Raw genomic sequence first — 18,646 nt, 5'->3', positions numbered from 1 at the left:
ACCCATGGCCGCACAAGCGCAACGAAGGTCTTTCAAGGACATTGTCGTTTTCGTGAATTTCTCCATGAACGGAGAAAGCGAGATCCGCTTTGCCGCGGGCATGGCGACCAACCATCGAGCTCGGCTGCTCGGTATCCACGTCGTCGGCGACCCTCCCCGATGCAACGCGAATGTGCGAGGAAGCGGCGCGATCCAATCGACGATCGAAAATTTTGTGGTGCGGAAACAACGTCTCGCCACCGAGACCGGCAACCGCTTCTTGGATATAGCGTCGCAGTACAACGCCAAAGCTGCGTATCGTGTGGTGTGGAGCGATTCTGACATGAGTCGCCGCATCGTTCTCAATGCATTGCTGGCTGATGTGATCGTCATCGGCAAGGACGCTCCGCACGGGCTCCCGGAAAACTGGCACCCGGAAAAACTCCTGTCTCTCTGTGGCGCGCCGCTTCTGATGGTCCCATCGGAAGCAAAAGCCGAAGCTGTGCCGCAACGAATTACAGTTGCCTGGAATTCTAGCAAGCAAGCCCGACGCGCGATTGCAGATGCGATGCCATTTCTACTGCGAGCGAAATCGGTGGACATTCTGGCGGTTGATCATGACGACGACCAATCAAGCATTGATCTCGCTCTGCATCTGGGAAGACACGGCGTGCGCGCTAAGGTCAAGCAGATCGAAGCACGCGATTTGTCCATCGGTGCGGCGATCGTTTCTGAGACGGACAAATCCAAAACCGATCTCATCGTCATGGGCGCATTCGGCCATACGAAAGCAGTGCGGATGATGTTCGGTGGAATAACGCAAACCATCGTCAATCTCGCAAAGGTACCCGTTCTGATGTCGCGATAGAGGGAAGCGGAGCCCCCAACACAGAAGATATCTTGTGCATCACTCACTGCGGTCACGCAGAAGGATACGTCATGTCTTTTCGCATGCTGACGACGTTGTTAATTCTTCAAATGTTGCTGCCGATCTTAACTCACGCAACGTCTATGTCCACGGCAGAAGCGACTCCTTCGTTGTCCCCGGCACACGAACAAGACACTGCGTTGGCCAGAGAAATCGCCGCCTTCGGCCGCGCCAAAGTATCAGTTGGCGAAAGCATCTTAGCCGTCGAGAAGCATTTATCAGGCGCGCGCGTGGTCGATGTCAGCTTCGATGGGACGCCGGACCAGCCCATCTATCACGTCAAGGCAGTCCACCGCGGAAAGGTCTGGACCGGTGATGTCACTGCATCGAGCGGCGAGCTCGTCGGACTGCGCCCATCGATGTCGGTGGCGACATTGGAGCCGGGTGAAAGGTTGAACATCGCCGATCTTGGGCGCACAGGATTCGGTCTTTCGGACATCGTTGCCATTGCTGAAAAGTCGGCATCCGCGAAAGCTCTCAGCGCGGGCCTCGACAGGACGAGCGGTCAGTTGAAGATCCTCGTGGTCGTCGTTTCCGATGGCTCACTTCTTCAGGTCGCCATCGATCCAGGAGTCAAAAAATCACGATGAAATCAAAGCAGCCCCGTCTCCTATTCGGGGGGGCGTGCGGCTGCTCATTGAGCTTAAGGCGTGAGCCAAAGTTCGCTGTATCCCCGTTCGCCGCGGCGTTTTCGTCCCAACGCCGCGTTGCGCGCCGACCGATCCGGTGTCCCTTCCGGATCGGTCGGCATTTCAACGTCAAGGTTCTCGCAGAATAGCAGAGGGCTCAGATTCCGATGACGACTTCCCTGGCTCAGCTTCATGTGGACGTCATTGCCTCACCGACCGGACGATTTCATCCCTCATTTTGCTTGCCGCTAATGCGGAACGACGAGCACAATTCCGATACGCAGCGTGGCCAGACTCTGGCGAGATCAAAATCTTGTCCATAGCGTAGCCAGTCCGACCAGAGACCACGGATCATAGAGGCGAACACTTGCGCTGCGATTTCTGGCGTCCACGACAAGTTCAGTGAACCGCCGGTGCGCGCCATTTTGAATATCCGGACGAAGTTTTCGCGCAGTGCCTCGTCCGCAACGCGCTGTCGCTCCAGAGCTTCTTCCATCTCACCGACATACTCGCAACGCACGAGAAGAATCGCATAGACACGGATGAGGCGAGGATCCGTCGTCAGCGATTTGATGCATTCGAGAGCGGTCTGCTCGAGAAAACCGATCGGATCCGGATGCCCGCTGATAGCCACTTGGCTCACCAATTCTTCCTGAGGCAGCCGAACCCGCTCATGCAGCGCTTTGAATAGCGCCACCTTGTCCGCGAAGTGCCAATAAATTGCTCCCCGCGTAACGCCGGCCTCTTCAGCAACCTGATCCAGTGAGGTCTGCATCACGCCATTGGCAAAAAAAACGTGTTCGGCCGCTTCGAGGATTCGCTCCCGAGTTTGTTCCGCTTCCGCCTTGGTCTTCCGGGCCATCACACTAATTCCTGTTTACATACGATCATGAATGTAAGTATATCGCGCTATCATTGGACATTCCAAACAAACCCAGATGGCTGATACCGTTGATGAAACACGATACTTTCCCTCGGTTCGACAATTGCACACGAGCCCTCGCCTCCTTTCCGAACCTAAAGATTTATGCGGGGACGGCACGACATGGGGTGTTTAAATACCTAAAAAGCGTGTCGCTCGTCTATTTGAGCCTTGGCATGGGTCTGGCCGCGATTTCCCCTGCCAGCGGCCAGCCTGCGGCGGCGCCTCCGCCGGCCGTCGGCGTCGTTACGGTCAGCGGCGTCGCGGTCAACGAGACCAGCGAGATCAATGGCAGAGTTCAGGCTCTTGGCCGGGTCGACTTGATGGCACGGGTTACCGGTTTTCTCAACGAGCGCAACTTCGTCGAGGGCGCCGAGGTCAAAAAGGGCGAATTGCTCTTCCGTCTCGAACGGCCACCTTTCGAGGCAGATGCGGAGGCGAAGCGAGCGGCGGTTGCCCAGGCCCAGGCCCAGTTCGACAATGCCAATCTCGCTTTGAATCGTACAAATGCCCTGCTCCCAACGTCCGCGGTAAGCCAAAGCGCCGCTGACAACGCCAATGCCGCGCAGAAGACGGCTGCTGCTCAGCTTCGGCTCGCCAAGGCGCAACTGCAACAGTCAGAAATCAACCTCGACTATACCGACATCCAGTCACCGATTGATGGCCGCATTGGCCGCGCCTCGGTGACGATCGGCAACGTCGTCGGCCCCGCAGCGGGCGCACTGGCGACCGTCGTCAGCCAGGACCCCATGTATGTTACCTTCCCCATCTCGGTGCAGCGGCTTCAGCAACTCTATCAGCGGATCGACCGCGAAGGCGGCTTCGATGCGGTGCGGCTTCGCCTGAAGTTGCCGAACGGCGAATTTTACGAGCAGAACGGAAAACTTGAATTCGTCGATATCAACGTCGCGCGCGACACCGACTCGATCACCATGCGCGGCACGATCCCGAACCCGGCCTTGCCTAGCGGCAGGCGCGAACTTACGAACGACCAGTTAGTTCGTGTCGTTCTGGAATCGGTTCGGGCAAGCCAAGTGCTTGCCATCCCACGCGCCGCCGTACTGACCGACCAACAGGGCGATTACGTCTATGTCGTCGGCTCGGGAGATATAGCCCAGCAGCGCCGTATCAAACGCGGTCAATCCACCGCACTGACCGCCACCATTCTGGAAGGCCTGGTTGCGGGCGAGCGCGTCATTGCGGAAGGGATCCAACGCGCGCGTCCCAATCTGCGCGTCACGCCAGAGCAAATTGCCACTCCGGCCTCTGCGTCGCAGACAGATGGAAAGGCCGCAAAGTGATCTCCAAGACTTTCATTGATCGACCGCGTCTGGCAATCGTTATCGCCATTGTGATGACCCTTGCTGGCGGCCTCGCATTGCTGCGGATTCCCGTGGCGCAGTTGCCCGATATCGTTCCGCCACAGGTCGAAGTCACCGCCATGTATCCCGGCGCCTCAGCCGAAGTGCTGGAAGCGACCGTTGCCCAACCTATCGAGTCCAAGGTGGTCGGCGTCGACAAGATGCTCTACATGAAGAGCAGCAGTGGCAATGACGGCACCTACACACTAACCGTCAGCTTCAGTCTCGGCACCGACGCCGACATCAACACGGTCAACGTCAACAACCGGGTCCAGACAGCGCTGTCGCAACTCCCTGCCGAAGTTCGAGCGCTCGGCCTGACCGTTCGCAAGAAATCTTCCTCGATCCTGCAGTTCGTCAGCATCTACAGCCCCGAACAGAAGTTCGACTCGCTGTTCATGACCAACTACGCGATCATCAACGTTATGGACGAATTGTCCCGCACGCCCGGCGTCGGACAAGCCATGCTGTTCGGCCGCATGAATTATTCGATGCGGATCTGGTTCGACATCGACCGGCTTTCGAGCCTCGGTCTGGCGCCGTCCGACGTGGTGCGTGCGGTCAGTGCGCAGAATACGCAAGCTGCGGTTGGGCGTATCGGAGCCCGGCCCGTTCCGGACGATCAGAAGTTCCAGATGAACCTGCAGACCCAGGGGCGGCTGACCACACCTGAGGAATTTGGCGCGGTCATCTTGCGCGCCAATCCGGACGGGTCGACCCTGCGTGTGAGCGACGTCGCACGCCTCGAACTCGGGGCACAGAACGAAGATGCCGAGGCGCGGCTCGATGGCAGTCCGGCCATTGGCATAGGCATGTTCCTCGCACCAGGCGCAAACGCGCTGACGACCGCTGCGGCGGTGAACGCAAAGGTCAAAGCTCTGCAGAGCCGATTTCCCGACGGGATGAAAGCCGGCGTGATGTATGACTCGACCGATTTCGTTCACAACACGATCGAAGCAGTCATCCATACGCTGGTAGAAGCTTTTATCCTGGTCGCCATCGTCGTTTTCATCTTTCTCGGAAATCTACGCGCCACCGTCATCCCGATCGTCGCCGTTCCAGTCAGTCTGATCGGAACTTTCGCGCTGCTGCTGGCGCTGGGCTATTCGGCGAACACTGTGTCGCTGCTCGCTCTGGTTCTGGCGATCGGCATCGTGGTGGACGACGCGATCGTGGTGGTGGAAAACGTCGAACGCGTTATGGAAGAAGAACCGGATCTTTCGCCAAGCGACGCTACCAAGAAAGCGATGTCGCAGGTGACCGCACCGATCATCGCAATCACGCTGGTCTTGTTATCCGTCTTCGTTCCGATCGGGTTCATCCCCGGTATCTCCGGTGAACTCTTTCGGCAGTTTGCGGTCACCATCAGCGTCTCCATGCTGATTTCAGCCATCAATGCATTGACGCTGTCGCCCGCTTTGTGTGCGGTCGTTCTCCGCCACGGTGGCCCGAAGCGCGGCGTGATGGGATGGATAAGCAACCGTATCGACGGCTTGCGCGATGGCTACGCACGGATCGTCGGAAAGACGCTTCGTTTGTCCGTGATGTCGATCGTCATCGTGATCGGCAGCGGGCTAGGTATCGTCGGCCTCAGAGCCATCACGCCGACCGGCTTCCTTCCCGAAGAAGATCAGGGGGCTTTCTTCGTCAATGTGCAACTTCCCGATGCCGCCTCGGTGTCGCGAACGAGCGAAGTGGTGAAAGAAGTCGAGCAAACCGTCCAGAAGATGCCGCAGGTCGCCAATGTGATCTCGATCATCGGCTTCTCGTTGCTCGACAATTATTCGGCCAGCAACAATGCATTCCTGATCGTCAAACTGAAGCCCTTTGCCGACCGGAAAGCGGTCGCGGACAAGGTGCAAACACTGGTCGGCCAGACCTTTGTGGCTGTGCAAAAGATCCGCTCGGCAATGATCCTTCCGTTCAACCTACCAGCGGTCGTCGGTCTCTCGACCAGTGGCGGCTTCGAATACATGCTTGAGTCGCTGGAGGGCGCCGATCCCACGACCCTGGGTGCGGTCACCAATGCGCTGCTCGACAAGGCCAACCAAGACCAGCGGCTGACCCGAGTCTTCAGCACCTACGGAGCAAGTTCGCCCTCCCTGTTCCTTGATATTGACCGCGAAAAGGCCCAGCAACTGGGCATCGGGATCAACGAAATCTTCTCGACCCTTCAGAGCACTTTAGGGGGTCTCTATATCAACGATTTCAACCTCTTCGGACGAACCTGGCAGGTCAATCTCCAGGGTGACGCCTCTGGACGACGAGATATCCCGGCGCTGTGGGACATCTACGTCCGGAACGCCAACGGCGGCATGGTCGCTCTGCAATCGATCGCCAGCTTGCGAACGATCACGGGCCCCGCGGTCATCACGCGATACAACAACTACCGGGCCGTGACGATCAATGGCTCCCCTGCTCCCGGCGTTTCGACCGGCGAAGCCGTCAACGCCATGGCGGAGATATCCGCCGGCGCGTTGCCGCAGGGCTTCAGTTACGAATGGACGGGAACGGCCTATCAGGAGCAGCAAGCGCAAGGACAGACGACAGTCATTCTCGGATTGGCATTGCTGTTCGCATACCTGTTCCTCGTCGCGCTCTACGAAAGTTGGGTGATCCCAGTTCCCGTTTTGCTGTCGGTCTCCATCGGCGTGCTCGGCGCATTCGCAGGTCTCGTCGTTGCGCGCGTGAGTCTCGACCTCTACGCCCAGATAGGCCTGGTCGTGTTGATCGCCTTGGCCGCCAAGAATGGCATCTTAATCATCGAATTCGCGAAGGAACAACGCGAAGCCGGCTTGAGCATCCGAGACGCAGCAACACAGGGAGCAAAGCTGCGCTTCCGGGCTGTTATGATGACCTCGATCGCTTTCATCCTTGGATTGGTCCCACTGGTTTGGGCGGACGGTGCCTCGATGCTCGCACGGCGCAACGTCAGCACGCCGGTGTTTGTAGGCATGATCGCCGCGAGTTCTCTCGGCATCTTCCTGATTCCGATGCTCTACGTCACTTTCCAATCGATGCGCGAAAGGCTGAAGGCGAAGTTCAGCCGGAATCCGCATAACGGGGCCACAAACCATCATCATGGATGAAGACCGTAAGGAGAATAGCCGTTGAGTACATCCTCAGATCGCCGCGGGTGGAAGCGCACCGCGGGCATCGGCAGAATACAAGTGTGCTGATCGTTGCGCATCGACGGGACCACGCGTCTCGTTTTCAAGGAAAGAGCGACTGGATCCGGTTTGCTACCCTCGGCGGCATTCTGCTCTCTTTCAGCACCTTGGCTTTTGCCGTGGCGATCTCCGGCGATCCAATCGCCAGAGAGTTTCCTGGCGGGTCGGCAATCCTCGCAGGCATGACGATCATAATCTTCACAATCAAGATCGCGAGGCGACGACTATACCTAGATTGGATCCTCAGCGGAATGACCGTGGTCTCTGTTGGATACGCTCAGGCAATTCTTTATGCACACGGCGGCCAATGGCTTTTGCTTTTTTGCCTATCCCTGCTTGTCTCCGGCGTGTCACGTGTTTGGATAGGCCTTACGATTCCTGAGACATCGGGCCGCTGGCTGCGATGCTCCGGCTATGTTGCGATGATTGGCGCCGGCTTCCTGTTCATCGGAAGTCTTCTTGAGCTCCCTGTCCAGCCGCCCTCGATCGTCGCAGTCGACCTTCTCTTTCACGGCGTGGCTATCGCTGGCTACGGCCGTTCACTATTGGACGGCAGACCAGACAGTTGAAATCGCACGCTGAAACGGTCAGCTACCAAGATGAATTTTGTTCAGCACAACGAGAAGATTGGCCGCTCTATGGCTTGGAAATCCATCGCAGTCTTTGTCGGATCTAAACCTGTTCCCGACGCTTCGCTACTTTACGCCGTAAATCTTGCATTCCGCCACTCGGCTCACCTGACGGGATTGTACGTTGTGCCGTCCGTGGACGATGGCCATCCGGCGGACTCATTTGTCCGAGGGCGGAGCGCCATTCAAGGCGTGATTGAGCCAGGGCGGACGAGCAAATCGCGATCAAAGCTGGGCTCCATGCATTCGGCGTTGCGACAGCGACCCAAGACCTCAGAAGCGATTTTCGCATCATAAAACAACAGAACTCTCGTCAGGAGGTGCTCTTAAGCTCACTACACTTTGATCTGGTCATCGTTATGGCCGCTTCTGCTGGCGGGCTATCGGTTGAAGTATCTACGGAAGCGCTGCTGGCCACGGGCATTCCCATTCTGATCATTCCTGAAAACTGGAGCGCTGATCGGATTGCTCGCAACGTTATGGTCGGCTGGAACGCGAGTCCGCCATCGCGGCGTGCCGTATCTGACGCGATACCTCTGCTAAAAGCTGCAACCTCTGTCGCTCTCGTTGTTGTTGATGGGCAGAAGAATGACCGACACGGTGAGGAACCAGGTGCAGATCTCGCTCGACACCTTGTACGCCATGGCATTGAGATTACGGTCGATCAGATCGCATCTCAGGGCTCGATTGAAGACACACTTATCGCGCACGCGCTCAGCCGAAATATCGATCTTATCGTGATAGGCGCATACAGTCACAGCAGGACCGGTGAAATGATCTTTGGCGGGGTGACCCGCTCTCTTACCAGAATGGTATCATTTCCGACGTTTATCGCGCATTGAGACCTTCCTGAATTGTTCAATCGTAAATTTCGCGCTCGCGGAGGTTCATCGGCGCGATACTCGATCATTCATCTTCTTATGGTGTCCTAACGTCTGAAATACGTGTGAAGAGCAACACAGGTTTTCTAGCGCGGCTTCCTTTTGCCGCGCGGACGATGAATAGTTCCACCAATGCAACGTCGCGATCCGCTCAAACGCTCACTATTATTGGTCTCAAGTAAGCTGCATGTTTTGTAGTGAGCACACCGACCAAAATTGCAGAGGGTGAATGGAAGGATCGATGGGTAATGAGTTAGACTTCGATCGCCACGATCAGTTGCTGTGGCGTGTTACCGCCATAAATTCGTACATGTCGCAGATCTTGGGAACCCTCGCCGAGCAGGCAAATGTCAGCACGCCCTAGTGCATGATCCTTCTAATACTTGAAAGATCAATGTCCGGGCGAGGTCTCTCTATAAAGGAGATCGCCGCACTTCTGAGAGTTGACTCGTCGTTTGTGTCAGCACAGGCGCGACTTCTGGAACATGACGGATTGATAATCAGAGAAACTCTAGCTACCGATCGCCGTGTGGTCGTTATCTCATCGACCCAGGAGGGCAAGAAACGCTTGGTGTCTGCGTTACAAAATTTAGGTCGCCTACACCATTTTTTGCAAGATGGCCTCGGGGCCAGTGCCACCGATGATTTGCTTGATGGGCTCAAAGCTCTCCAGGAACGATTAAGTAAGGCCTCAATCCTCGCATCGATCAATCGCTAGATCATTCTTTGACGTCAGCTCAATCTGATCGATCGTACTGCCATTGCGCCCGGCAGGTCGGCCCCATGATATGGAGCCGACACACATTCCTTATTAATGAACCAATCGAAAGCCAATGTCAGGACCGTGTCCCTGAACGAGACCGAGCTTGATCGTCAGAAGCGCAAAAGGCTCCAGCAGTCGCGCAACTTCGAGTGGGCCGACATCGACCGGATCGAAGCCGATCGCAGCCACAAGATCGAGCACTGTCCGTTTTGCCGCGGCGTCATCGCCGGCCACCAGTCCGGACAATTGCTGACCGTTTGCTTCGCCGTTTGCCATGGTGTTCGCGAAGGTCGTGTTAAACGCCTTGATCACGTTTGCCGCCGGGATCTTTGCCTGCAGCAATTCTGCACCACTGGTGTTGAAGCCGACAGCAAGGCTGTATTCAGGTGTCAGTGCGTTGGTCGCGTCGATAACGATCTTGCCATCCAGGCCGCTGCCGAGATGGGACAGCGCTGTGTCGATCTCGGCGAAGGGTACCGCCAGAATCACCAAGTCAGCAAATTCCGCAGCATTCCGGACTTCCCTTTTCGCGGCCATAACCGACATTGACGCAATAGAGTCCGGCAAAGGCGTCGAGACTGCGGCGTCCCTTGTCGTCGATCACGAAGACACCTTCTCCGGTGGTGATCGTGCGTGCGGGCGACTCGCCGCGAGCGTGCATCCCCATATGGGTGGACGGATGAAAGAAATGGTCGCGGTCCCAAGCCGGGAGATTATTGTCTTGTGGCGACATGCCCTCGAACGCAGACTGGATATGGGAGCCCGCGCATGAGCCAGCTGTCCCCCACCGCCGTGGAAGTGTCCGCCCTCTCAAAGCAGTTTGACGCGACCCAGGTGCTCAAATCGGTGTCGCTGAAGATTCCGCGCGGCGAGGTGCTGGCGGTGCTCGGCCCCAGCGGATCGGGCAAGAGCACCATGTTGCGTTGTCTCAATCTGCTTGAGACGCCGAACAGCGGCCGCATCACCGTGTTTGGATCTACCGCGGAGTATACGGTGACTTCGAAGCCGAGCGCGATCTCATGGCGCTTAGCCGCAGGCGTCAAATCTGACCAAGACAGCAACGCCTCGCGGCCCAAAGGATACATAATTGGCGATGAATACCGATCTCGCGAAACGGCTGGATCAGACTGCTGACGACGTCGAGCGGGTGATCGCCATCATACTTGGACCGCTGGAAGCGCTGGGGTGAGGCAGGCGTGTTCACGCGCATCATGGAAGGTCTGGCTGCGGTGGACGCCGAACCCAAAACGGTGATGATCGACGCGACCTACCTGAAGGCGCACCGCACGGCATCGAGCCTCCGGGTAAAAAGGGGGATCTCGGCCGCCTGATCGGACGCACGAAAGGCGGCATGAACACCAAGCTCCATGCCGTCGTCGACGCGAACGGTCGCCCCTTGAGCTTCTTCATGACCGCCGGTCAGGTCAGCGACTACACCGGTGCGGCCGCGCTGCTGGACGACCTGCCAAAAGCGCAGTGGCTGCTCGGCGACCGCGGCTACGACGCCGGCTGGTTCAGGGACGCTCTTCAGGCCAAGGGCGTCCAGCCTTGCATCCCAGGCCGCAGGTCGCGCAACGAGCCCGTCCGGTACGATAAGCGCCGCTATCGGCGCCGCAGCCGCATCGAGATCATGTTCGGCCGCCTCAAAGACTGGCGCCGCGTCGCCACCCGCTACGATCGCTGCCCTACGGCCTTCTTCTCCGCCATCGCCCTCGCTGCCACCGTCATCTTCTGGCTGTGATCAACGAGTCCTGACCCTAACCTGTTTTATTTTATTTGGTTTTCCTGGCTAAGCATGGGCCACGGTCGTTGACGAGTGAACCGTCGCGCGTTGCGTCCGGTGAACGGGAGCGGACTGATGCGGAAAAGCGGTGTTCTGGTCGGGCTAGTAGCCTTCACGATAGCGCTGGCGGGAGCAGCTTATGCCCAGACGGGACGCAGCGCCGCGCTAACGCAGGTGGCGAGCTTCGACCACCAGGTTACCGGCGTCGCCGTCTCGGCTGACGGGCGCCGCTTCGTCAACTTCCCGCGCTGGACCGACGACGCGCCGATCTCGGTTGCGGAGGTGATGCCGAATGGGTCGCTCCGGCCCTATCCCGATGCCAAGTGGAACAACTGGCGCAACGCCAAGGCTAACGAAATGCCGGTTGGCGACTACTTTGTCTGCGTCCAGTCGATCGTGCCGGACGGCCACGGCAATTTGTGGGTGGTCGACCCCGGCGCACCGGGCAACGAGAAGATCCTGGAGGGCGCACCGAAGCTCGTCCGTATCGACCTCAAAACCAACAAGGTGACGAAGGTTATCGCGGTACCTGGCGACGTTGCGCTGCAGGGCACCTACCTCAACGACATCCGCTTCTCGCCCGACGGCCAGACCGGCTACATTACCGACAGCGGCACGCGCGGAGCGATCATCGTCGTCGATCTGGCCAGTGGGAAGAGCTTCCGGGCCCTCGACGGTCATCCCTCGACCCAGATCGACAAGAGCGTCACCGTCGCGATCGAGGGCAAGCCACTGGTCCGGCCCGATGGGAGGCAGCCCGCGTTCGCCTCCGACGGCATTGCGATCTCGAACGATGGGAAGACGCTCTATTGGCAGGCGCTGACTGGCAAGACGCTCTATTCGATCGGCACTGACAAGCTGCGCCCCGATGTCAGCGAGCGCGACCGCGCCAATGCAGTGAAGACCGTCGCCACCACCGCTGTGGCCGATGGCCTGTGGATGAGCAAGGCCGGGACCCTCTACATTACCTCGCCGACCGATTATTCGATCAGGCGGCTTGCCGGGTCCAGCACAGAGGTCGTCCTGACCGACAAGCGGCTGCGCTGGCCTGATACGTTCAGCGAGGGGCCCGACGGGACGATCTACGTCACCGCCAGCCATATCCAGGACACACGGTGGTTCACGCCGGGCGCCCCGCCGTCGATCCGCACCCAGCTGTTCTCATTCGCTCCGACCCATTGAGAAGCGCCATGACTTACCTGCGCTACCGCGACGACATCGAGACGCCCGAGCCCGACGAGCAGGAAACGATCGACGGCATCATCCAGGGGATGATCCAGCAAACCGAGGCAGTCGAGGAGCGCGAAGGTCACGCCGTCCGTGCCAGCCACGCCAAGAGCTCGGCTTGCGTCGTCGGCACGCTGACGATCGCCGACGACCTTCCGCCGGAACTGGCACAGGGGTTGTTCGCCGCGGCGGGCACCTACGATGTCGCGATCCGCTTCGCGCAAGGGCCAGGTGAGACACTCGGCGACCGCGTTTCCACCCACAGGGGCATGGCGATCAAGGTGTTCGGGGTCGACGGCGAAGCTGCCCGGTCATGACGCACCGACCCAAGACTTCGTGTTTGCCACCGGCCGGACGTTTCCGTCGGGTACCGCGTCCGGCTTTCTCAGCGACGCCAGAAGATCGGGGCGGCGACGCCGATGCCCGAGGGCGTAAAGAGCGCGGTGTCGTCGATGGCGCGCAACTTCAACAACGTGCTGGGCCTGTTCAACACCGCTTATGCCAAGGCGGACTTCTTCGGCCACCCGTTTAGCCACCCGATCGGCGACGACTACTTCAGTCAGGCACCGGTGCGTTATGGCGACTATGTCGCGAAGCTCGGTGCCGTGCCAGCGTCGCAGGCGCAGGACGCGCTCCGCGAGTGGCAGCTCGATCCGCATGAAGACGAGGACGGCTTCCGCCATGCCGCGACCGATTACTTCCGCGACCATGAGGCGGTGTTTGAGCTGAAGGTGCAGCTCTGGGCGAACGCGGAGACGCAACCGATCGAGGACGCCTCGGTCGAGTGGCCGTCACAGGACAGCCAGTACCGCACCGTCGCCACGGTCCGCATCCCTGCGCAGGAGGCGTACAGCCCGGCGCGCGTGCGCTACTTCGACGAGGTGATGACCTTTCGTCCCGCGCATAGCCTGGCCGCGCATCGGCCGCTCGGATCGGTGATGAGGGCGCGGCTGCAGGTGTATCGTGCGCTGTCCGCCTTTCGCCACCGCGAGAACGGGGTCGCCGAGGAAAACACCGCCGACATCGCCGCCATCCGGGCCTAACGCAAAACATGAAGGCGCCGATCATGCCGACAGCCGTCAACTCCGCCACATACGCCGCCGTGCCGATCGGCACGGTGCCAACCACGCTGACGATTAACGGTGAGACGCGCACCCGCGCGATCGAGCCCTGGACGACGTTGCTCGACCTGCTGCGAGAAGGCGAAGATCTGATCGGCACCAAGAAGGGCTGCGACCACGGTCAGTGCGGCGCATGCACCGTGCTGGTCGATGGGCGACGCATTAATTCGTGCCTCAAGCTGGCGGTGACGCTGGACGGGGCGGACATCACGACGATCGAGGGGCTAGGCCAGCCGGGCGACCTCCATCCGCTGCAATCCGCCTTCTGCGACCACGACGCGTTCCAGTGCGGTTATTGCACGCCTGGCCAGATTTGCTCGGCGCAGGGCCTCATCAATGAAGGCAAGGCTAAAACCCGCGAGGAGGTCCGCGAGCTGATGAGCGGCAATCTGTGCCGGTGCGGCGCCTATTCGAACATCGTCGATGCGGTGCTCGACGTGATCGGAGAAAAGGCATGAACCGCTTCGACTATGCCCGCCCGACCAGCGTCGCCGAAGCGGTGCAGGCGGGTGCCGGCGAGCAGGTCCGCTACCTCGCAGGTGGAACGAACCTGATCGATCTCATGAAGGAGAACGTCGATCAACCGACGACGGTAATCGACATCAACCGCCTGCCGCTGGACGCGATTGAGGAGCTGGACGGCGGCGGGCTGCGGCTGGGCGCGCTTGTGCCGAACGCCGATACGGCGTGGGACGCGCGCGTCGAGCAGCGGTATCCGTTGCTGTCCTCAGCGATCCTGGCGGGGGCGAGTCCACAGTTGCGCAACGCCGCGACCAATGGCGGCAACCTCAACCAGCGCACACGCTGCTACTATTTCTACGACGTCGCCACGCCCTGCAACAAGCGCGAGCCGGGCTCCGGCTGCGGCGCGATCGGCGGTGTCAATCGCATCCACGCGATCCTGGGCGCGAGCGACCAGTGCATCGCCACGCACCCTTCGGACATGTGCGTCGCGCTGGTGGTGCTCGACGCGACCGTCCAGGTGACCGGTCCGGAAGGAGACCGCGCAATCCCGATTGCCGATTATCATCGGCTACCCGGCGACGAGCCGTGGCGCGACAACACGCTGAAGCCAGGCGAATTGGTGACGGGCATCGACCTGCCGGCCGAGGATTTCACCAAGAACTACACCTACCTGAAGCTGCGCGATCGTCTGTCCTATGCCTTCGCGCTGGTGTCGATAGCCGTCGTGATGCGGGTCGAAGACGGCACGATCGCTGAAGCGCGGGTGGCGCTCGGCGGCGTTGCGCACAAGCCATGGCGCAGCACGGAAGCTGAGAAACTGCTGAAGGGCCAGCAGCCGTCGCCGCAGGCGTTCGGCGCCTTCGCGGACGCCCTGCTCGCCGGGGCGGTCGGTCAGGGCGAGAACGACTTCAAGATCCTGCTCGCGCGCAAGGGGATCATCCGTGCGCTGAAGCAGGCCGCCGAGGCCACCCCGCAATCGCAGACCGACAAGCGAGTCGCGTAAGGAACAGACATCATGGCTACCGCAGCGAAAATCGGAATCGGCAGCGCGATCAACCGCGTCAACGGGGTCGAGAAGGTCACCGGCACGGCGCGCTACGCCGCCGAGCATCCGGTGGAGAACCTGCTGTATGGCTACATCGTCGAGGCCGCGATCGCCAAAGGGCGGATCGTCAGTATCGATGAGGAAGCCGCGCGCGCCGTGCCCGGCGTCGTCGAGGTTATCACCCACCTCAATCGGCCGCACGTCGCCTGGACCGACCACAGCTACCAGGACGAGCTGAAAATCCCTGGTTCGCCGTTTCGTCCGCTTTACGATGATCGCATCCAGTTCAGCCAGCAGCCCATCGCGCTGGTGATGGCCGAGACGTTCGAGGCAGCGCGCTACGCCGCCAGCGTGGTCGAGGTCGCCTACGAGGCAGAGGCGCACAATACCGACTTCGAGGTTGCGGTCGGCGATAAGTACGTGCCGAAGAAAAAGCGCAGCGGCTACATGGCGCCGAAAAACCGCGGAGACGCGGCGCAGGCGTTCGCGGACGCTCCGCTGAAGGTGTCCGGCGACTACCGGCTCGCGCCGGAGCACCACAATCCGATGGAGATGTTCGCATCCACCGTCGAGTGGCACGGTGACGGCAGCATCACCGTCCACGACAAGACGCAGGGGTCTCAGGTCGTGCAGGCCTATCTCTCCAGCGTTTTCGGCTTCTCCAAGAAGAAGGTGCGCGTCCTCAACCCGTATGTCGGCGGCGGATTCGGGTCGGGCCTGCGGCCCCAGCATCAGGTGTTTCTGGCGGTACTCGCCGCCAAGATGCTGGAACGCTCGGTCCGGGTGACGATGACCCGCAATCAGATGTTCAGCCACGCCTATCGCCCCCAAGCGATTCAGAGCATCGCGCTGGGCGCGGAGACGACCGGTAAGCTCACCGCGATCCGCAACGAGGCGACCACCTCCACCTCGCGCTACGAAGACAATATGGAGAACGTCGTCACCTGGAGGCTGATGAACTACGACTGCCCGAATGCCGACGCAGAATATACCGTCGCGCAGGTCGATACCGCGACCTCGGCGGACATGCGCGCACCGGGGGCGGCGACCGGCATGACGCTGTTCGAGATGGCGATCGACGAGATGGCCTATGAGGCCAAGGTCGATCCGCTCGAGTTCCGGCTCGTCAACTACTCGCCCATCGATGCGATGAATGGCACGCCCTACACCAGCAAGGCGTTGCGAGAGGCGTTTCGCGAAGGGGCCGAGGCGTTCGGATGGAGCGAGCGCTCGGCCGAGCCGCGTTCGATGCGCGATGGCAAGGAGCTGGTCGGCTGGGGCTGCGCGACCGGCATGTGGGACGCGCAATTCTCCAAGACGTCTGCGAGCGCGAAGCTCACGGCCAACGGACATTTGGAAGTAGCGTGCGCGACGTCGGACATCGGCACCGGCAGCTACACGGTGATGACCTTGGTCGCCGCAGAGACGCTCGGCCTGCCGCCCGAGCAGATCACCGCCAAGCTGGGCGACTCAGACCTGCCGACCGCCCCGGTCGAAGGTGGATCGTGGGGGGCGGCATCGACCGGTGCGGCGGTACAGCTCGCTTGCCAGGCGCTCGGCAAGAAGCTTTTGAAGGCGGCCGGCAAGATTGCCGGTGAACCGCTGAGCGGAGCGAAGATAGACGACGTGCTGTTCGAGGACGGCTGCATGGTGCTGAAGGACACGCCGGCGGTCCGGGTGCCGTTCGGCGATGCGATGCGTGCCGCTGACTTGACGGCCATCGAAGAGGAAGCAACCGCTGCGCCCGGGTTCGGCGACATGTGGAAGGGTCTGCACAAGTCCAAGAACACCCACAGCGCCATCTTCGCAGAAGTAAAGGTCGACGAGGAATTGGGCGTGATACGCGTCACTCGCATCGATGCGGTGGCCGCTGGCCGCATCATCAACCCGAAAACCGCGCGCAGCCAAATCATTGGCGGCGTGGTGATGGGCATGGGTATGGCGCTCCACGAGGAAACCTTTTCCGACCACCGGCTAGGTCGCTGGATGAACCACAACTTCGGCGAATACCATGTGCCCGTGCACGCCGACATTCACGATACCCAGGTGATCTTCGTCGATGAACCCGATTCCGAAGTGACCCCGCTCGGGGTCAAAGGCCTTGGCGAAATAGGCATCGTCGGCACCGCTGCCGCGATTGCTAACGCGATCTATCACGCGACCGGTAAGCGGGTGCGGTCCCTGCCGATCACGATCGATAAGATCCTGGATTGATTAGCCGATGTGAGCATCCGCCGTGCCGGGTCTATAGCCGGTCTCAGCCATTCTCCGGTTCTTGGCCTGGCTTGTAGCTGGGCTTTGCTGGCGGAACGATATAGCTCAACGTAACGATCCCCGCGACGATCAGTCCAGCACGCCAATTCCAGAATGCCAAGACGAACGCTGCCCAATAGGCTCCGGCAGTGACGGCGAATTTGAGAGTTGTCCGCCTGAGGTAGGCGTCCGTCAGGCGCGGGTCTGGAAGCCCCCTCGCGGTTGCATAGACCCAACGCACGAACCACCACGTCGCCGGCGCCGCTGCCACGCCCAGATAGGCCAAAACGGCGGTCTTGCTTTCCGCGTCACCGCCGAGATGCTCGATGAGCGGCCGCGCAGGAAATGGCGTGATGCTGACAGCGGCAAGAAAGCCGATGCTCAGCAGATTGTAGCCATGATCGGTTTTTTGCAGAAGCTTGCCGGTTAAGTGGCTGGAAGCCCAGTAAAGGCCGATCAGGATCACGCTAAGGGCGTAGGCCGCATATTCCGGTGCCAGCTTCAGGTATGCCGCTGCTAGGTCGCCGTCAGTCGGCTCTGGTGCGTGTAGTTCGGTCACCGGGAGGGTGATGGCAATTGCCAGCACCGCGTCCATGAACGCCTCGAGGCGATCCGATTTGCGTTCGGTTGCTTTAAGAGAGGATATCGCCATTTGACGCTACAGCATTTCGAGTGGGCGACGGCCCGCTGGCCGGGGAAATGCCGCGTCGAGTGTCGCAAGCTGAGCGTCGGAAAGAACGATATCGGCGGCCGCGCGGTTCTCCCGCACATGAGCGACTGAGCTCGCTTTCGGGATGGCGATGAGACCATCTTGCCGCAACGTCCACGAAAGTGCGACCTGCACAGGGGTTGCGCCAACCTCGGCTGCAATTTTGTCGAGAGCGGGGTGGGTAGAAAGTCGTCCCTGCTCGACTGGACTATACGCCATAACCGGTATGTTATGCTCGGCGAGCCACGGCAGCAGGTCCAATTCGGGGCCTCGCCGGACCAGATTGTAGAGGATCTGATCGGTCACGCAGCCATCCCCGCCCGCAGCGACAAGCTCTTCCATATCGTCGGTATCGAGATTGCTGACACCCCAGTGTCGGATCTTTCCTGCCGATTTGAGCGCCTCCAATGCCTCCACTGTCTCAGCGAGCGGCACCGATCCCCGCCAATGGAGAAGGTAGAGGTCCAGCCGGTCGGTGCCGAGCCGCTTCAGGCTCGCCTCGCACGCACCGGCAAGGCGGGAGCGCGCTGCGTTCTGCGGATATGCCTTGCTGACGAGGTACAACTGGTCGCGAACGCTGCCCAGCGCCTTGCATATCAGCGTTTCCGCCGCACCATCGCCATACATTTCGGCGGTATCGATGAGCGTCATGCCCAGTTCGACACCGGCGCGTAGCGCGGCGATCTCATCGGATCGGCGCTCGGCACGTTCGCCCATCTTCCAGGTGCCTTGACCCATTGAAGGAACCACTTCCCCGCCGGGCAATGTCACCTGTTTCATG

At 60.2% G+C, this 18,646-nt stretch carries 16 protein-coding genes and 3 pseudogenes; 14 read left to right on the top strand and 5 right to left on the bottom strand.

The features are described from left to right. Positions 1-4: 4 nt before the first annotated feature. Positions 5-847 carry a universal stress protein gene (locus AC1RLZ_RS20630; RefSeq protein WP_493190152.1) on the top strand — a complete coding sequence of 281 codons (843 nt, stop codon included), beginning with the start codon at positions 5-7 and terminating at the stop codon, positions 845-847. A gap of 71 nt (positions 848-918) precedes the next feature. Further along, a complete protein-coding gene (locus AC1RLZ_RS20625; protein WP_493190151.1) occupies positions 919-1,497 on the top strand; it encodes a PepSY domain-containing protein in 579 nt (192 codons plus the stop codon). Between the two features lie 265 nt (positions 1,498-1,762). Here the strand turns inward: AC1RLZ_RS20625 and AC1RLZ_RS20620 are convergent, their stop codons facing one another. Beyond that, complete coding sequence (locus AC1RLZ_RS20620) at positions 1,763-2,398, bottom strand: TetR family transcriptional regulator (RefSeq protein WP_493190150.1); 636 nt, start codon at positions 2,396-2,398, stop codon at positions 1,763-1,765. A 236-nt stretch (positions 2,399-2,634) separates the two neighbouring features. Here AC1RLZ_RS20620 and AC1RLZ_RS20615 point away from each other — a divergent pair, with 236 nt between their 5' ends. The 5 genes from AC1RLZ_RS20615 (at position 2,635) to AC1RLZ_RS20595 (ending at position 9,217) form a co-directional block, all read left to right on the top strand. Next, on the top strand, positions 2,635-3,759 hold the full coding sequence (locus AC1RLZ_RS20615) for an efflux RND transporter periplasmic adaptor subunit (RefSeq protein ID WP_493190250.1): 1,125 nt from the start codon (positions 2,635-2,637) through the stop codon (positions 3,757-3,759). After that, positions 3,756-6,908 (top strand): efflux RND transporter permease subunit, encoded by a 3,153-nt coding sequence (locus tag AC1RLZ_RS20610; RefSeq protein ID WP_493190149.1) that lies wholly within the window; start codon positions 3,756-3,758, stop codon positions 6,906-6,908. Before AC1RLZ_RS20615 ends, AC1RLZ_RS20610 begins: the two co-directional genes overlap by 4 nt. An 83-nt stretch (positions 6,909-6,991) precedes the next feature. Continuing rightward, positions 6,992-7,558 (top strand): hypothetical protein, encoded by a 567-nt coding sequence (locus AC1RLZ_RS20605; protein ID WP_493190148.1) that lies wholly within the window; start codon positions 6,992-6,994, stop codon positions 7,556-7,558. A gap of 419 nt (positions 7,559-7,977) precedes the next feature. After that, a complete protein-coding gene (locus AC1RLZ_RS20600) occupies positions 7,978-8,460 on the top strand; it encodes a universal stress protein (protein WP_493190147.1) in 483 nt (160 codons plus the stop codon). Positions 8,461-8,866: 406 nt separating this feature from the next. Next, a complete protein-coding gene (locus AC1RLZ_RS20595) occupies positions 8,867-9,217 on the top strand; it encodes a MarR family winged helix-turn-helix transcriptional regulator (RefSeq protein ID WP_493190146.1) in 351 nt (116 codons plus the stop codon). A gap of 93 nt (positions 9,218-9,310) precedes the next feature. On the opposite strand, the gene AC1RLZ_RS20590 is transcribed toward AC1RLZ_RS20595, so the two are convergent. Both AC1RLZ_RS20590 and AC1RLZ_RS20585 read right to left on the bottom strand, forming a co-directional pair. Beyond that, positions 9,311-9,799 carry an NADPH-dependent F420 reductase gene (locus tag AC1RLZ_RS20590; RefSeq protein ID WP_493190249.1) on the bottom strand — a complete coding sequence of 163 codons (489 nt, stop codon included), beginning with the start codon at positions 9,797-9,799 and terminating at the stop codon, positions 9,311-9,313. Beyond that, positions 9,786-9,995: pseudogene (locus AC1RLZ_RS20585) on the bottom strand (aspartate aminotransferase family protein); the annotation flags it as partial. The pseudogene AC1RLZ_RS20585 and the gene AC1RLZ_RS20590, both read right to left, overlap by 14 nt. Before the next feature lie 35 nt (positions 9,996-10,030). Here AC1RLZ_RS20585 and AC1RLZ_RS20580 point away from each other — a divergent pair. From AC1RLZ_RS20580 to AC1RLZ_RS20550, 7 genes and pseudogenes are all read left to right on the top strand, one after another. Then, positions 10,031-10,396 carry an ATP-binding cassette domain-containing protein gene (locus AC1RLZ_RS20580; protein ID WP_493190145.1) on the top strand — a complete coding sequence of 122 codons (366 nt, stop codon included), beginning with the start codon at positions 10,031-10,033 and terminating at the stop codon, positions 10,394-10,396. A 32-nt stretch (positions 10,397-10,428) separates the two neighbouring features. Continuing rightward, positions 10,429-11,003, top strand: a pseudogene (locus tag AC1RLZ_RS20575) (IS5 family transposase); the annotation flags it as partial. A 117-nt stretch (positions 11,004-11,120) separates the two neighbouring features. Next, positions 11,121-12,227 (top strand): L-dopachrome tautomerase-related protein, encoded by a 1,107-nt coding sequence (locus tag AC1RLZ_RS20570; RefSeq protein ID WP_493190144.1) that lies wholly within the window; start codon positions 11,121-11,123, stop codon positions 12,225-12,227. A gap of 8 nt (positions 12,228-12,235) precedes the next feature. Next, a pseudogene (locus tag AC1RLZ_RS20565) lies at positions 12,236-13,315 on the top strand (catalase family protein). 23 nt (positions 13,316-13,338) lie between these two features. Then, on the top strand, positions 13,339-13,851 hold the full coding sequence (locus AC1RLZ_RS20560) for a (2Fe-2S)-binding protein (protein ID WP_493190248.1): 513 nt from the start codon (positions 13,339-13,341) through the stop codon (positions 13,849-13,851). Next, on the top strand, positions 13,848-14,861 hold the full coding sequence (locus tag AC1RLZ_RS20555) for an FAD binding domain-containing protein (RefSeq protein ID WP_493190143.1): 1,014 nt from the start codon (positions 13,848-13,850) through the stop codon (positions 14,859-14,861). Before AC1RLZ_RS20560 ends, AC1RLZ_RS20555 begins: the two co-directional genes overlap by 4 nt. Before the next feature lie 12 nt (positions 14,862-14,873). Further along, positions 14,874-17,117 carry a xanthine dehydrogenase family protein molybdopterin-binding subunit gene (locus AC1RLZ_RS20550; RefSeq protein ID WP_493190142.1) on the top strand — a complete coding sequence of 748 codons (2,244 nt, stop codon included), beginning with the start codon at positions 14,874-14,876 and terminating at the stop codon, positions 17,115-17,117. Positions 17,118-17,160: 43 nt separating this feature from the next. Here AC1RLZ_RS20550 and AC1RLZ_RS20545 read toward each other — a convergent pair whose 3' ends face one another. Then, on the bottom strand, positions 17,161-17,808 hold the full coding sequence (locus tag AC1RLZ_RS20545; RefSeq protein ID WP_493190141.1) for a TMEM175 family protein: 648 nt from the start codon (positions 17,806-17,808) through the stop codon (positions 17,161-17,163). Positions 17,809-17,814: 6 nt separating this feature from the next. Beyond that, entirely contained in the window at positions 17,815-18,645 is an 831-nt protein-coding gene (locus AC1RLZ_RS20540) for an aldo/keto reductase (RefSeq protein ID WP_493190140.1), read from the bottom strand. Between the last annotated feature and the right edge of the window lies 1 nt (position 18,646).

Source organism: Tardiphaga sp. GW822-FHT04G09, from assembly GCF_058800725.1.
The sequence above is the reverse complement of the archived record's forward strand: the minus strand, read 5'-3'. Positions and strand labels throughout refer to the sequence as shown.